The sequence below is a fragment of the Pseudonocardia sp. CA-107938 genome, assembly GCF_050936315.1.
Lineage (GTDB): Bacteria > Actinomycetota > Actinomycetes > Mycobacteriales > Pseudonocardiaceae > Pseudonocardia.
On the sequence record NZ_JBNJNA010000001.1, the window covers coordinates 3,415,306 to 3,428,365 of the forward strand.

13 protein-coding genes, 1 tRNA gene and 1 pseudogene are annotated in these 13,060 nt (G+C 74.0%); 7 read left to right on the plus strand and 8 right to left on the minus strand.

All coding sequences use genetic code 11. The features are described from left to right. Positions 1-59 precede the first annotated feature (59 nt). A pseudogene (locus tag ACQEVB_RS17075) lies at positions 60-1,097 on the plus strand (MFS transporter); the annotation flags it as partial. A gap of 92 nt (positions 1,098-1,189) precedes the next feature. On the opposite strand, the gene ACQEVB_RS17080 reads toward ACQEVB_RS17075, so the two are convergent. Together ACQEVB_RS17080 and ACQEVB_RS17085 are read right to left on the minus strand one after the other, a co-directional pair. After that, positions 1,190-1,285 (minus strand) — tRNA-Sec (locus tag ACQEVB_RS17080). Positions 1,286-1,294: 9 nt separating this feature from the next. Continuing rightward, positions 1,295-1,687, minus strand: coding sequence for an STAS domain-containing protein (locus ACQEVB_RS17085; protein ID WP_432971920.1), 393 nt, complete (start codon positions 1,685-1,687; stop codon positions 1,295-1,297). Between the two features lie 143 nt (positions 1,688-1,830). Between ACQEVB_RS17085 and ACQEVB_RS17090 the strand changes: the two genes are divergently transcribed. Beyond that, positions 1,831-3,120, plus strand: coding sequence for a competence/damage-inducible protein A (locus ACQEVB_RS17090; protein WP_432971923.1), 1,290 nt, complete (start codon positions 1,831-1,833; stop codon positions 3,118-3,120). 81 nt (positions 3,121-3,201) lie between these two features. Here the strand turns inward: ACQEVB_RS17090 and ACQEVB_RS17095 are convergent, their stop codons facing one another. Continuing rightward, a complete protein-coding gene (locus tag ACQEVB_RS17095; protein WP_432971926.1) occupies positions 3,202-3,792 on the minus strand; it encodes a superoxide dismutase in 591 nt (196 codons plus the stop codon). Positions 3,793-4,001: 209 nt separating this feature from the next. On the opposite strand from ACQEVB_RS17095, the gene ACQEVB_RS17100 reads away from it, so the two are divergent. Continuing rightward, positions 4,002-5,198, plus strand: a complete 1,197-nt coding sequence (locus ACQEVB_RS17100; protein WP_432971929.1) for an FIST signal transduction protein — start codon at positions 4,002-4,004, stop codon at positions 5,196-5,198. 73 nt (positions 5,199-5,271) lie between these two features. On the opposite strand, the gene ACQEVB_RS17105 is transcribed toward ACQEVB_RS17100, so the two are convergent. Both ACQEVB_RS17105 and ACQEVB_RS17110 read right to left on the minus strand, forming a co-directional pair. After that, positions 5,272-6,399: an epoxide hydrolase family protein gene (locus ACQEVB_RS17105; RefSeq protein WP_432971932.1), complete on the minus strand. Its 1,128-nt coding sequence runs from the start codon at positions 6,397-6,399 to the stop codon at positions 5,272-5,274. 49 nt (positions 6,400-6,448) lie between these two features. Then, the gene (locus ACQEVB_RS17110) at positions 6,449-7,201 is read right to left on the minus strand and encodes an IclR family transcriptional regulator (RefSeq protein WP_432971935.1); all 753 of its coding nucleotides are present in this window, start codon (positions 7,199-7,201) and stop codon (positions 6,449-6,451) included. A gap of 70 nt (positions 7,202-7,271) precedes the next feature. Here ACQEVB_RS17110 and ACQEVB_RS17115 point away from each other — a divergent pair, with 70 nt between their 5' ends. From ACQEVB_RS17115 to ACQEVB_RS17130, 4 genes are all read left to right on the plus strand, one after another. Further along, positions 7,272-8,453 carry a 4-hydroxybenzoate 3-monooxygenase gene (locus ACQEVB_RS17115; protein WP_432971938.1) on the plus strand — a complete coding sequence of 394 codons (1,182 nt, stop codon included), beginning with the start codon at positions 7,272-7,274 and terminating at the stop codon, positions 8,451-8,453. Continuing rightward, a complete protein-coding gene (pcaH, locus tag ACQEVB_RS17120) occupies positions 8,450-9,175 on the plus strand; it encodes a protocatechuate 3,4-dioxygenase subunit beta (protein WP_432971941.1) in 726 nt (241 codons plus the stop codon). Before ACQEVB_RS17115 ends, pcaH begins: the two co-directional genes overlap by 4 nt. Beyond that, positions 9,168-9,725: a protocatechuate 3,4-dioxygenase subunit alpha gene (gene pcaG / locus ACQEVB_RS17125; RefSeq protein WP_432971944.1), complete on the plus strand. Its 558-nt coding sequence runs from the start codon at positions 9,168-9,170 to the stop codon at positions 9,723-9,725. The genes pcaH and pcaG overlap by 8 nt, the downstream gene beginning before the upstream one ends. A 157-nt stretch (positions 9,726-9,882) precedes the next feature. Beyond that, positions 9,883-10,359: a GtrA family protein gene (locus ACQEVB_RS17130; RefSeq protein ID WP_432971947.1), complete on the plus strand. Its 477-nt coding sequence runs from the start codon at positions 9,883-9,885 to the stop codon at positions 10,357-10,359. A gap of 3 nt (positions 10,360-10,362) precedes the next feature. Here the strand turns inward: ACQEVB_RS17130 and ACQEVB_RS17135 are convergent, their stop codons facing one another. From ACQEVB_RS17135 to ACQEVB_RS17145, 3 genes are read right to left on the minus strand one after another with little or no spacing between them, the layout of a single operon-like run. Next, positions 10,363-11,241: an alpha/beta hydrolase gene (locus tag ACQEVB_RS17135; RefSeq protein ID WP_432971950.1), complete on the minus strand. Its 879-nt coding sequence runs from the start codon at positions 11,239-11,241 to the stop codon at positions 10,363-10,365. Beyond that, on the minus strand, positions 11,238-11,882 hold the full coding sequence (locus ACQEVB_RS17140) for a TetR/AcrR family transcriptional regulator (protein WP_432971953.1): 645 nt from the start codon (positions 11,880-11,882) through the stop codon (positions 11,238-11,240). Before ACQEVB_RS17140 ends, ACQEVB_RS17135 begins: the two co-directional genes overlap by 4 nt. 19 nt (positions 11,883-11,901) lie before the next feature. After that, positions 11,902-13,044, minus strand: a complete 1,143-nt coding sequence (locus ACQEVB_RS17145; RefSeq protein ID WP_432971956.1) for an acetyl-CoA hydrolase/transferase C-terminal domain-containing protein — start codon at positions 13,042-13,044, stop codon at positions 11,902-11,904. Positions 13,045-13,060: the final 16 nt, after the last annotated feature.

The following is a 13,060-nucleotide window of genomic DNA, read 5'->3' on the forward strand; positions in this document are numbered from 1 at the left end:
GAGCCGTGGGGGCTCAAGTGATTCCGGGGCGGTTCCGCGCGTGGGTGGCAGCGGCGACGGTGTCCCAGGTCGGCGACGCGATCCTGTACTTCGCCTTCGGCTGGTACGCCTCGGCGCACGGGGGCGGCGCGGCCGGGCTGGTGCTCGCCGCGGTGACGGTGCCGCGGGTGGTGCTCATGCTGGTGGGCGGCGCGGTGTCGGACCGGTTCGGCCCGCGTGCGGTGCTGCTGGCCGCGGATCTGGGGATGGCCGCGGTCGCGCTGGTGGCCCTCGCTGTGGCCGCCGGGCTGGGCACGCCGCTGTGGTTCCTCGTGGCACTGGCCGCGGCGACGGGCACGTTGACGTCGTTCGCGTTCCCGGCCGCGGGCGCGTATCCGGCGCTGGTCGTGCCGGCGACGGCGCTGCCGAAGGCGCTGGCGCTGCGCAACGCGGGAGCCCAGCTGGCGATGCTCGCCGGGAACCCGGCCGGCGGTCTGGTGGTCGCGGCCGGCGGGATGGTCGCGGTGCTCGGCCTGGACGCGCTGTCGTTCGTGGCCGTCATCGCCGTGGTGCTGCTCGTGCCGACCGCGCCGGTCCCACCGCGGGCGACGCCGTCGCTGGCCGGCGAGATCCGGGAGGGCCTGCGGATCGCGGCCGCCGACCCGGCGCTGCGCTGGGTGTTCGGGCTCTACGCGGCAGCGGGCGGCCTGGTGCTGCCGCTGGAGACGTTGCTGCTGCCGTTGCTGGCCAGGGGTGCCGGCTGGACGTCGACCGCGACGGGCCTGGTGGCCGGGGCGGTCGGGGTCGGTGCGTTCATCGGGGCGTTGGTCGTCGCGCGCACCGGCACGCATCCCCGCGCGGGGTTGCTGGCGGGCATCGGGCTGGCCGGGACGGCCGCCGGGGCCGTCGGTCTCGCGCTGGCGCCGTCGCCGGCCTGGGGGATCGCCGCCGGGCTCGTCGACGGGCTCGGGCTGGCCCTGTTCATCGCCCACGCCGGTCCGGTGATCGTGGCGCGGTCACCGGCCTCGCACCTGTCGCGGATGCAGGCGCTGCTCGGGGTGGTCCAGTCGGTCACGCTGGTCGTCACGAACGCGACGATCGGCCAGCTCGCGTCCGCCGTCGGGGCGGTGCCGGCGACGATCGTCGTGGCAGCGGCCCTGGCGACGGCTGCACTGTCCGCCGGCACCCGGCGGGTGTTCGAAGGGGGTGCTGGCGGAGGCGGACGGGAATCGAACCCGCCTGACCGAGATGCTCGGCCACGTCGGTGTTGAAGACCGCGGGGGCCACCAGGCACCCAGACGCCTCCTCGGCTACCTCAGCGGGCGGCGGCCAGCGCCTCCGGCACGTCGTCGGCCACCTGGAAGAGCCCGAGCAGGCCGGTGGCCTCCAACGCCCGCTTCGCGATCCGCGAACCCGGCACCAGCCACAGGCGGACGGAACGGGCGTCGGCGTCGTCCTTCGCCCCGACGAGCACGGCGAGCCCCGCGGAGCCGAGGAAGGTGATCTCGGAGAGGTCGATCACCAGCGAGCGCGCGTCGGCCAGCTGCTCGGCCACCCGCGCCTGCAGCAGCGGGGACGTGAGCGTGTCCAGCTCGCCGACGGCGTGCAGCACGCGCAACCCGTCACCGTGGTCGACGACGTCGAAGCGGATGATCTCGCCGATGTCGCCGAAGTCGGCATCTCCGGACCCGGGCGGATCGACGTTCATTCCTTGCGGCTCCTCGGTGTCGTGGCGGCAGTGGGTCGGCTGTCGAACCCTACGACCGCCCCCGAACCGGCACAACCAGACCCCCCGTTGGCTGATGACCAGCGGCGACAGCGGTGCGGTGACACGCACACTAGGTTCACCGTGTGTCGGAACCACGCCCCGCCCGTCCGCGTGCCGGAATCGTCCTGACCGGGAGCGAGCTCGTGACGGGCGCCGTCGCGGACGCGAACGGGCCGTTCCTCGCCCGCGAGCTGGACGGCCTCGGGTTCGAGGTGGTGCACACGGTCGTGGCCGGGGACCGTCCGGACGACCTGGCCCGGGCGCTGGAGTTCCTCGCGGCGGCCGGCTGCGCGCTGGTGGTGACCAGCGGCGGGCTCGGTCCCACCGCCGACGACCTGACGGCAGCCGTCGTGGCCGGGTTCGCCGGCGTCGACCTGGTGCTCGACGAGGCGATGCGCGCGCACATCGAGCAGCGCATCGCCGGGTGGGCGCAGCGGTCCGGGTTCGCCGGGCCCGCCCTGGACGCCGCGACCCGCAAGCAGGCGACGGTGCCCGTCGGTGCGACCGTCCTGCCGCCGACCGGCACCGCGCCCGGGCTGGTGGTGGACCGCCCCGGCGGCCCGCTCGTCGTGGTGCTGCCCGGCCCGCCGCGCGAGCTGCGCGGCATGTGGCCGTCCGCGGTCGCTGCGGCGCCGGTGCAGGCGCTCCTGGCCGGCGTGTCGGCGCCGAAGGCGCTGCACCTGCGGTTCTTCGGCACCCCGGAGTCGGAGATCGCGAAGACCCTCGCCCAGCTGGACACGAGCGGCGTCGAGGTGATCACGTGCCTGCGCCGTTCGGAGCTGGAGGTGGACCTGCGGCCCGCACCCGGCGCGGAGGACGCGGCGCAGGCGCTGCACGCGGCGATCGCCGCGGCCCACGGCCGCCGGCTGATCAGCGACGACGGTGCCACGAGCGACGAGCTGCTGGCCCGGACGCTCCTCGACCGCGGCTGGACGGTCGCGACGGGCGAGTCGTGCACGGGGGGCATGCTGGCGTCTCGGCTGGTGGACCGCGCCGGCTCGTCCGCCTATGTGGCCGGCGGGGTCGTGGCGTACTCGAACGAGGCGAAGACCGCGCTGCTCGGCGTGCCTGCCGACATGATCGAGGCGCACGGCGCGGTGTCGCCGGAGGTGGCCAGGGCGCTGGCCGACGGCGCCCGCGAGCGGTTCGGTGCCGACGTCGGGGTGGGGATCACCGGGGTCGCGGGGCCGGGCGGCGGCACGGAGGCCAAGCCCGTCGGGTTCGTGTGCTTCTGCGTCACGACCGCCGACGGGCAGGTGGTGGCGAGGGAGGCGACGCTGCCCGGCGAGCGCCAGGACATCCGCGAGCGCTCCACGGACACGGCGATGCACCTGCTCCTGCGCGCGACGGGTGCGCTGCCCGGCCGTCGCTGAGGTGCCCACGTCGCAGCAAAGCCACCTTCGCCGCAAGGAACTTGCAGGAAAGTGGCTTTGCTGCGACGGGACCAGGCGTGCTCAGGCGCCGAAGCGCTCTCCCGCGTCGGCCCAGTTGACGACGTTCCACCAGGCCTTGACGTAGTCGGGCTTGACGTTCTTGTACTGCAGGTAGAACGCGTGCTCCCACATGTCGAGCATCACCACCGGGGTGATCCCGACCGGGACGTTGGCCTGCTGGTCGAACAGCTGGAAGATCAGCAGCTTGTTCGCGATCGGGTCCTTGCCCAGGATCGCCCACCCCGATCCCTGGATCGTGGTCGCGGCCGCGGTGAACTGCCCCTGGAACGCGTCGAACGACCCGAACTGGTCGTCGATGGCCGCGGCCAGCTCACCGGTGGGCTTCCCGCCGCCGTCGGGGGAGAGGTTCTTCCAGAAGATCGAGTGGTTGATGTGGCCACCCAGGTTGAACGACAGCGTCTTCTCCAGCCCGACGATGGCGCCGAAGTCGCCCTTCTCCCGGGCCGCGGCGAGCTTCTCCAACGTGTCGTTGAGCGCGGTGACGTAGGTGTTGTGGTGCTTGGAGTGGTGCAGCTCCATGATCTCCGGCGCGATGTGCGGCGCCAGAGCGCCGTAGTCGTACGGAAGATCCGGAAGCGAGTACTCGGCCACGAGTTCCTCCTGCTCTCTGCTCTGCTGGCAGCACTGATCCTTCCCCAGTGGACACCTGCCCTGCATCCGCGGGGTGGGCCTCGTTCGGGGGAGCTGCCCGCTGGTGCTGGCCAGTCTGCCGGGTACCCGGGCCCCGCCGGGTGAAACGCGGACGTGACCATGCAGACATCGCCGGTGCCCGGTGGCCGGGCCGGGTTCGATGCACCAGGATGACCGGCGAGAGGACGTCGGGGGAGCAAGGACGAGACGTGATGATGGACGGGCCGGGTGACGGCCGACGGTTCGGCGACGGTCTCGCAGCCGGCCCGGACCTGGAGGGCGCCGCCGAGGTGGCCGTCGCCCAGGCGGTGGCCGCGCTCGACGGGGCGCGGCCGGACCTGCTGGCCGTCTTCGTCGCCGCCGGTCCCCGCCAGGACCCCGACCTGGCGGCGGCCGCCGGCCTGCGGGCCATGGAACTGGCCGGGGCGCGTGCGGCGTTCGGGTCGACGGCGACCGGCGTGATCGGCGACGGGCACGGTCGCGAGCAGGGCCCCGCCGTCGCGGTGTGGGCGGCGGTCCTGCCGGACGTGCAGATCGAGACGATGCGGCTGGCGGCGCGGCTCGTCGACGGCGAGGTCCACCTGGACGGGCTGCCCGCGACGGACACGGGCATCCTCGCCGCCGTCCTCGACCCGTACACGTTCCCGGTGACGACGTTCCTGCAGCAGGTGGGCCCGCGGCTACCGGTCGTGGGTGGGCTCGCCGGCGCGACCGGCCCCGGCGCCACGCGGCTGTTCTGCGACGGCGAGGTGGTCAGCCGCGGCGGTGTGGCGGTGCGGCTCGACGGTGCCGTCGGGGCGCGTGCGGTGGTGAGCCAGGGCTGCCGGCCCATCGGCGACCCGATGACGGTCACCCGCGCCGACCGCAACCTCGTGATGGAACTGGCCGGCGTGCCCGCCTACCAGCGGCTCGTCGAGATCGTGACGGCACTGCCGCCCGCCGAGCAGGAGCTCGTCGCCCGCGGACTGCACGTCGGTGTCGCGATCGACGAGTACGCCGATGAGCACGGGCGCGGCGACTTCCTCGTCCGCGGCGTGCTCGGGGTGGACGAGCTGGGTGGCGCGGTCGCCGTCGGCGACGTCGTCGAGGTGGGGCAGACCGTGCGCTTCCAGGTGCGTGACGCGGCCGGCGCCGGCGAGGACCTGGTGGAGCTGCTGGGCAGCCGCCCGGCCCGCGGCGCGCTGCTGTTCTCCTGCAACGGCCGCGGCACGGCGATGTTCCCCGACGCCGACCACGACGTCCGCACGGTGCGCGCGGCACTCGGGGCCGACGGGGTGGCCGGCTTCTTCGCGGCAGGCGAGCTGGGCCCGGTGGGCGGGAAGAACCACCTGCACGCCTTCACGGCGTCGGTACTGGCCTTCGACTGACCTCGCAGACCGGAGGGTGTCCTCGCAGAGGTTCCACCTACTGCGAGGACGATCTCCGGTCTGCGAAGTGGGCTCATCGCAAAGTGCGGAAGAACGCGCGCAGCTCGTCCACGTACGTCTCCGGCTCCTCCAGCGACGCGAAGTGGCCGCCGCTGGGCGCCTCGTTCCAGTACCGCAGGTCGGTGAAGCGGCGCTCCACCCAGGATCGGGGGAGCCGCACGATCTCCTGCGGGAACTGGGTCACTCCGGTCGGCACGGTGACGTCGTCGCTGTTGCGGCTGCGGTAGCTCTCCCAGTACAGCCGCGCCGACGAGGCGCCGTTGTTGGGGAGCCAGTAGTGCATGACGTTGTCGAGCAGCCGGTCGCGGGAGATGGCGTTCTCCGGGTGGCCGGCGCAGTCGGCCCAGTCCCAGAACTTCTCCACGATCCACATGCACTGGCCGACGGGGGAGTCGGCGAGGGAGTAGCCGAGCGTCTGCGGGCGGGTCGACTGCTCCGCGGAGTAGCCGGTGCCGACCTTGCGGAACACCTTGGTGGCCTTGAGCGCCTTCTGCTCGGCCGGGGTGAGCGAGGGGGCGTCGTCCGGGGGCGCGACCAGCGGCATCGTGAGGTGGATGCCGTAGAGCATCTCCGGCGCGCCGGTGCCCAGCGCCGAGGTGATGATCGAGCCCCAGTCACCGCCCGCCGCGGCGAACCGGTCGTAGTCGAGGCGGTCCATGAGCTGCGCCCATGCCGTCGCGATGCGCTCGACGCCCCAGCCGTTGATGCTCGGCTTGCCGCTCCACCCGTACCCGGGCAGTGACGGCGCGACGACGTGGAAGGCGTCGCGCGGGTCGGGCGGGTCGGTGAGCGCGTCGATGATGTCGAGGAACTCGACCACGGAACCGGGCCAGCCGTGCGTGAGCAGCAGCGGCATCGCGTCGGGGTGCGGCGAGCGCCGGTGGATCAGGTGCACGGTGACGCTGTCGTCGCCGCCCCCGTCGAGCCGGGTGACGAACTGCGGGAGCGCGTTGAGCTCGGCCTCGCAGCGCCGCCAGTCGTAGCGGTGGGCCCAGTAGTCGACCAGCTCGCGGGCGTAGTCCAGCGGCAGGCCCTGGGTCCAGCCGCCCACGGTGGCGGCCTCCGGCCAGCGGGTGCGGGCGAGGCGCTCGCGCAGGTCGTCCAGCTCGGACTCGGGGACCTCGACGGTGAAGGGGCGCATCGCGGGTGATCGTCGCGGGCACGGGGGCTCCGCCGCAAGCGCAGACCGCTCATCGTGCCGCTGTACGGGCGACCGTGCGCGAGATGGCCCGGGCGGCTGCCACGACGACCGGCACGTACCGCTGCGCACCGTCCTCGACGGGGGCGACGACGGAGATCGCGGCCACCACCTCGCCGCCGGCGTCGCGGACGGGTGCCGCGACCGACAGCGACACCAGCTCGACCTGCCGCAGCGTGATCGCCACCCCGGTGCGCCGCACCTCGGCGAGCTTGCTGCGCAGCCGGTCGGGGTCGGTCTCGGTCGCGGTGGTGAACCGCTGCAGCGGCCGGCTCAGCACGGCTTCCTGCAGCTCGCGCGGGCCGTGCGCGAGCAGGACCCGACCCACCGCGGTCGCGTGCACCGGCATCCGCCCGCCGACGCGCGTCACCACGCTCACCGCGTGGCGCGGCGCCAGCCGCTCCAGGTAGACGACCTCGGCGGCGCCGGCGTCGGTGGCGAGGACGGCGAGCTGCACGTTCTGCCGGGTGGCCTCGTAGACGTCCTCGAGGAACGGCATCGCGGCCTCGCGCAGCCCGAAGCCGCGCGGGGCGAGCGAGGCGACCTCCCACAGCCACAGCCCGATGCGGTAGCGCCCGCCCACCCGTTCCAGCGCACCTCCGGCGACGAGCTCGCTCGCCAGCCGGTGGGTCGTGGTCAGGGGCAGCCCGCTGCGCCGGCTGAGCTCGGTGAGCGTCAGCTCGGGATGGTCGGCGCGGAAGGAGGCCAGCAGGGCCAGCGCGCGCTCGGTCACGGACTGGGACATCGGGCGCCATCCTTCCGCTCATCGGAAGGACGGTCGAGCATCGTGCCCCGATCGACCACGCTGACCGGTCATGCGCACCCAGGTGGCTGTCATCGGTGCGGGTCCGGCCGGGTTGCTCCTGTCGCACCTGCTGGCCCGGCACGGCATCGACTCGGTGGTGCTGGAGACCCGCAGCCGCGCGTACGTGGAGCAGCGCGTGCGCGCGGGCGTGCTCGAGCACCCGACCGTGGAGCTGCTGCGCGAGGTCGGGCTGGGCGAGCGCCTCGATCGCGAGGGCATGCCGCACGAGGGCATCTCGCTGCGCTTCGGCGAGCTCGGCGAGCGCCGCGACCGCCGCATCGACTTCACCGACCTCGTCGGCCGCGGCATCACCGTCTACGGGCAGCAGGAGGTCGTGAAGGACCTCGTCGCCGCCCGCCTCGCCGACGGCGGTGACCTGCGCTTCTCCGTCTCCGACGTCACGATCGACGGCATCGACGGGGATGCGCCCGTCGTCGGGTTCACCGACGCCGACGGCACCCGCCACGAGCTGGCGTGCGCCGCGGTCGCGGGCTGCGACGGCTACCACGGCATCAGCCGGCCGATCGTCGCGCCGCGGACGATCGAGCGCACCTACCCGTTCGCGTGGCTCGGGATCCTCGCGCAGGCCCCGCCCACCCACCACGAGCTCGTCTACAGCCACCACCCGGAGGGGTTCGCGCTGTACTCGATGCGCAGCCCGGCGATCACCCGGCTCTACCTGCAGGTGCCGCCCGACACCGACCCGGACTCCTGGTCGGACGCCCAGATCTGGGACGCGCTCGGCACCCGTCTCGCCGCCGAAGGCTTCGCCCTCAAGGAGGGCCCGGTGCTGGAGAAGGGTGTGACCGGCATGCGCAGCATGGTGGCCGAGCCGATGCGTCGCGGCCGCCTGTTCCTCGCCGGCGACGCCGCGCACATCGTGCCGCCGACGGGCGCCAAGGGCATGAACCTGGCGATCGCCGACGTCACCGTGCTCGCCGGCGCGTTGCGCGACCTGCTGCGCGGCGACGAGCGGGCCGCCGACGCCTACTCCGCGACGTGCCTGGCCAGGGTGTGGCGGGCCGAGCACTTCTCCTGGTGGATGACGTCGATGCTGCACGTCTTCGACGGAGACGACGAGTTCCAGCGGCGGCTGCAGCAGGCGCAGCTGGCGTACACCGTGTACAGCCGCGCCGCGGCGACGACCTTGGCGGAGAACTACACCGGCCTTCCCCACGGAGCGATCCTGTGACGATCCAGAACCTGTCCGACGCGCTGCCCCGGTACCGGCCCGTACCCCCCGGTACCCATCCCGACCTGGCCGATCCCGGCTACCGCAGCACCGCGCTGCGGCACCCGACGCAGGCCCCGATCGTGCTGCCGCAACGGCTCACCGAGGTCACCGGGCCGCTGCTGACCGGCCCGCTCGGCCCGTCCGACCACGACCTGACCACGCAGCACGCCGGCGAGCCGCTCGGCCAGCGGATCGTCGTGTTCGGGCGGGTGCTCGACTCCGACGGCCGCGCGGTGCCCGACACGCTCGTCGAGATCTGGCAGGCCAACGCGGCCGGGCGCTACGCGCACCGCAACGACGACTGGCCCGCCCCGCTCGACCCCAACTTCACCGGCGGCGGTCGCGTCCTCACCGACGCGCAGGGGCGCTACTCGTTCACGACGATCAAGCCCGGCGCCTACCCGTGGGGCAACCACCACAACGCGTGGCGGCCGGCGCACATCCACCTCTCGCTGTTCGGCCGCGCGTTCACCCAGCGGCTCGTGACGCAGATGTACTTCCCGGACGACCCGCTGTTCGCCCAGGACCCGATCTTCAACTCCGCCCCCGAGGGCGCGCGCCAGCGCATGGTGTCGACCTTCGACCTGGACGCGACCCAGCCCAACTGGGCGCTCGCCTACCGCTTCGACGTCGTGCTGCGCGGCCGCGAGCAGACCCCGTTCGAGGAGCCCCATGCCTGAGCAGACCCTGGGGCTCACGCCCTCGCAGACCGTCGGGCCGTTCCTGTCGATCGGGCTGACCTGGCCCGGGCGGCACCTCGTCGTGCCCGAGGACGCGCCGGGCGCGATCACCATCACCGGCGTCGTCACCGACGGTGCCGGCGCCCCGCTCCCGGACGCGGTCGTGGAGACCTGGCAGGCCGACCCCGAGGGCCGGTTCGACCACCCCGACGACCCGCGCGGGGCGAGCGGGACCGGGTTCACCGGTTTCGGCCGCGCCCTGACCGAGCCCGACGGGTCCTACCGCATCGTCACCGTCAAGCCGGGCGCGATCGGCGACGGCCAGGCGCCGCACATCGACGTATCGGTGCTGGCCAGGGGCCTGCTCGACCGCGTCGTCACCCGCATCTACTTCCCCGACGAGGAGACGGCCAACGCCGCGGACCCGGTGCTCGCCGCCGTTCCGGAGGAGCGCCGGCACACGCTCGTCGCCGTCGCGGAGGGGCCGGGAGTGCTGCGGTTCGACGTCCGGCTGCAGGGCGACGGGGAGACGGTGTTCTTCACGACCTGAGCACCCCTGCCGGCCCCGGCTACGATGACGGACAGGCCGTGGGACGGAATCACCCACCGCGCACAGCGTTTGCACAGGCGACCGACAGCGCGGGCACGGGCCGCCGTGGGACAACAGAGTCCGGCGGTCGTGGTGGGGAGAGGGTGTGGTCGAGGCGATGGTGTCAGCGTCCGCGGCCCCGTTCTCGGCCCGGCACCCGCTGGTCGTGCAGGCGTTGCGGTACCTGATCGTCGGCGGCCTCGGCACGGGCGTGAACGCGCTGATCTACCTGGTGCTGCGCACCTGGATCGACGCGGTGCCGGCGAACCTCGTCGCGCTGGTGCTCTCCACGATCGCGTCCACAGAGGCGAACCGCCGGTTCACCTTCGGCGGGGCGGCCGTGCGGCACTGGCGCAGCTACGTGCAGAGCGGCGGCACCGTGCTCTTCTACGCGTTCTACAGCTCGACGGTGCTGCTCATCCTCGCCGCGCTCGTGGACAACCCCGGCCCGACGCTGGAGGCCAGCTGCGTGGCCACCGCCAGCCTGCTCGGCGGCACGGCCCGGTTCCTGGTGATGCGCTACTGGGTCTTCGGCGGCGAGGAGACCGTCCCGGAGCCCGTCCGGTCGGACGGGCCGCGCGCCCTGCAGACCTGACGGTCAGGCGGCGGCGAGCTCGGCGATGAAGGCCGCCGTCTCGGCGGGCTTCTCCTCCGCCATGAAGTGGCCGGCCTGGATCGGCCGATAGGTCAGGTCGGGCGCCCAGGCACCCCAGAGCGCGGCGGCGTCGAAGCCGAGCCGGGAACCCCAGTCCTGGGAGAGCACGCCGACGGGCATGGTCAGCTGCGCGCCGGCCGCGCGGTCGGCCTCGTCCATCTCCAGGTCGATGCCGGCCGACGCGCGGTAGTCGGCCACGATGGAGTCGACCGCGGCGACCGAGCTCTCGACGTAGTGCTGGCGGACCTCGGGCGTGAAGGTGGCGCCGTCCGGGTCCCACGCGTCGAGGAAGGACGCGAAGAACTCGGGCGCGACGGCGGCGATCATCCGCTCGGGCAGGCCGGCGGGCTGGGCCATCAGGTACAGGTGCCAGGCGACCTTCGCCTGCACGCCGTGCAGCACCGCCCACATGTCCAGGGTCGGCAGCACGTCGAGGATCCCGAGGTAGGCGACGGTCTCGGGGTGGTCGAGGCCGGCGCGGACCCCGACCAGCGCGCCGCGGTCGTGCCCCACGACGCCGAACCGGTCGTGCCCGAGCGCGGCGGCGACCTCGACGACGTCGCGCGCCATCGTGCGCTTCGAGTACGTCCCGGGGTCGGTGCCCGCCGGCTTCGCGCTGCTGCCGTAACCGCGCAGGTCGGGCACGATCACGCGGTGCCGCTCGGCGAGCCGGGTCGCCACGTGCCGCCACATGTAGTGGGTCTGCGGGAAGCCGTGCAGCAGGACGACGGCCGGGCCGTCGCCGCCGACGGCGACGTGGAGCTCCACGCCGTCCGCTCCGGGCAGCGTCCGGTAATCGAATCCGTCGATGACAGGGTTCACGAGATCTCCTTCTGGGGGTGGCCGGAGAAGATGCCGGCCGGCAGTGCCCGGCCGGCGGAGGCGCGGAGCGCGGGCACCAGCACCGCATCGACGAGCGCCTCCAGGTAGCGGTCGTCGGCCTGCAGGCCGTTGAGCCGGCGCAGCAGCAGCGCCGAGCCGACGACCTCCTCGTACGGGAACGGGTCGGTGCCGGCCGGGAGCTCGCCCCTGGCCACGGCGGCGTCGATCACCGTCCGCGGCAGCCGCGCCCCGGTCGGACCCGTGGCCGTCTCGATCGCGTCGCACAGGTCCGGGTCCTCGAGACCGGCCTGGAGCAGGAGCATCGCCGTGCGGCTGTCGGCCGAACGCATCGTGGTGTCCAGGCGGCGGCACAGGGCGAGCAGGTCGCCGTGCAGGCTGCCGGTGTCGATCCCGTCGGCTCCGCTGCGGCGCGCGGGACCGGCCCGCAGTGCCGCGACGACCATCTCCCGCTTGGTCCGCCAGCGGCGGTACAGGCTGGCCTTCGACGCGCCGCAGCGCCGCGCGACCTCCTCGAACGACACCCCGTCGTAGCCGGACTCGGCCAGCACCTCACCGGTGGCGGCGAGGATCCGCTGCTCCAGCTGCTCGTCGCGGGGACGGCCACCATTCCGATACGGCACGAGTCGTATCGTAACTCACTCATCCCCAGAGGGCCGCCAGCGCGTGCCGGCGCTCGGTGCGGTCCAGGCCGCGCAGGTCGGCGACACCGCGCTCGGTGACCACCACGTCCACGTCGTGGCCGGCGGTCGTCACGGGGCGGGACAGCCGCTCCACGAGCGTCGGCCGGCCGCCGTGCGTGGCCGCCAGTGCGATCACCGAGAGGCCGCCGGGGCAGCGCGAGCCGGCCATCGCGTAGTCGGGGTGCCCACCGATGCCGCCCATCGCGGAGGTCGCCGTGCCCTCGACGTTCACCTGCCCGTCCGGGTCGATCTCCAGCGCGGTGTTCACCGCGACCAGCGGGGGCTGTGCCGCGGCCAGCCGGGTCGGGTCGTGCACGGTCTCGACCGGCCCCAGCAACGGGCGCCCGTCCGCCCAGTCGTAGAGCCGTCGCGTGCCCACCAGGTAGGCGGCGGTGGCGTCGAGCAGCAGGCCGCGCTCGTCGAGGTCGACGACCGACTCGGGCAGCAAACCCGAGTCGACCCGCACCGGCACCTGGAGGGCGGCGAGCACGGCCGAACCGAGCCGGCCCGGCGCCACCTGCACCCGGGCACCCTCGGGCACCAGCGCGGCGACGTGCGCGGCGATCGCGGTCTCGACCGGGCCCGGCTCCGGGACGGCGATCTCGGCCGGCCGGTCGTCGTTCTCGGCGACGACGGTGATGGCCGCGTCCGGGAGCGGGTCGCCGGCGTCGGCGCAGGGCGCGGTGCGCGAGACGACCGCGGCGACCGGCACGCCGGACTCGACGAGCCCGCGCATCCACGCCACCTCCGTGGGGAAGCGCAGCCCGTCCGGGCGGCGCACCAGCGTGGCGACCAGCAGGTCGGGCCGCAGCCGTCCGGCCAGCAGCGCCGGCACCGCCGAGATGCGCACCGGCAGCACGCGCAGGGCGCCCGCGTCGACGTGCCGGCGCAGCCCCCAGCCCGGCATGATCGTGCGGGCGTCGGCGAACGCGCCCGGGTCGAGCCCCGGGTCGGCGGCCGGCAACCAGCCCGTCAGCAGCCGCAGGTCGCCGCGGCGGCGCGCCAGCTCGGACAGTTCGGGGGTGAGGGAGCGCGGCGACCCCGTGCCGTCGGCGAGGGCGACCAGGGCGCCGGGATGGACGAGGTCGGCGAGAGCGGTCACCGGGTGATCCTGACAG

What these genes read in the sequence shown, in the direction of transcription:
- ACQEVB_RS17085 (WP_432971920.1), bottom strand. Translation starts at nt 1,687, where the DNA reads ATGAACGTCGATCCGCCCGGGTCCGGAGATGCCGACTTCGGCGACATC.
- ACQEVB_RS17115 (WP_432971938.1), top strand. Translation starts at nt 7,272, where the DNA reads ATGCGCACCCAGGTGGCTGTCATCGGTGCGGGTCCGGCCGGGTTGCTC.
- pcaG (WP_432971944.1), top strand. Translation starts at nt 9,168, where the DNA reads ATGCCTGAGCAGACCCTGGGGCTCACGCCCTCGCAGACCGTCGGGCCG.
- ACQEVB_RS17110 (WP_432971935.1), bottom strand. Translation starts at nt 7,201, where the DNA reads ATGTCCCAGTCCGTGACCGAGCGCGCGCTGGCCCTGCTGGCCTCCTTC.
- ACQEVB_RS17100 (WP_432971929.1), top strand. Translation starts at nt 4,002, where the DNA reads ATGACCGGCGAGAGGACGTCGGGGGAGCAAGGACGAGACGTGATGATG.
- ACQEVB_RS17130 (WP_432971947.1), top strand. Translation starts at nt 9,883, where the DNA reads ATGGTGTCAGCGTCCGCGGCCCCGTTCTCGGCCCGGCACCCGCTGGTC.
- ACQEVB_RS17105 (WP_432971932.1), bottom strand. Translation starts at nt 6,399, where the DNA reads ATGCGCCCCTTCACCGTCGAGGTCCCCGAGTCCGAGCTGGACGACCTG.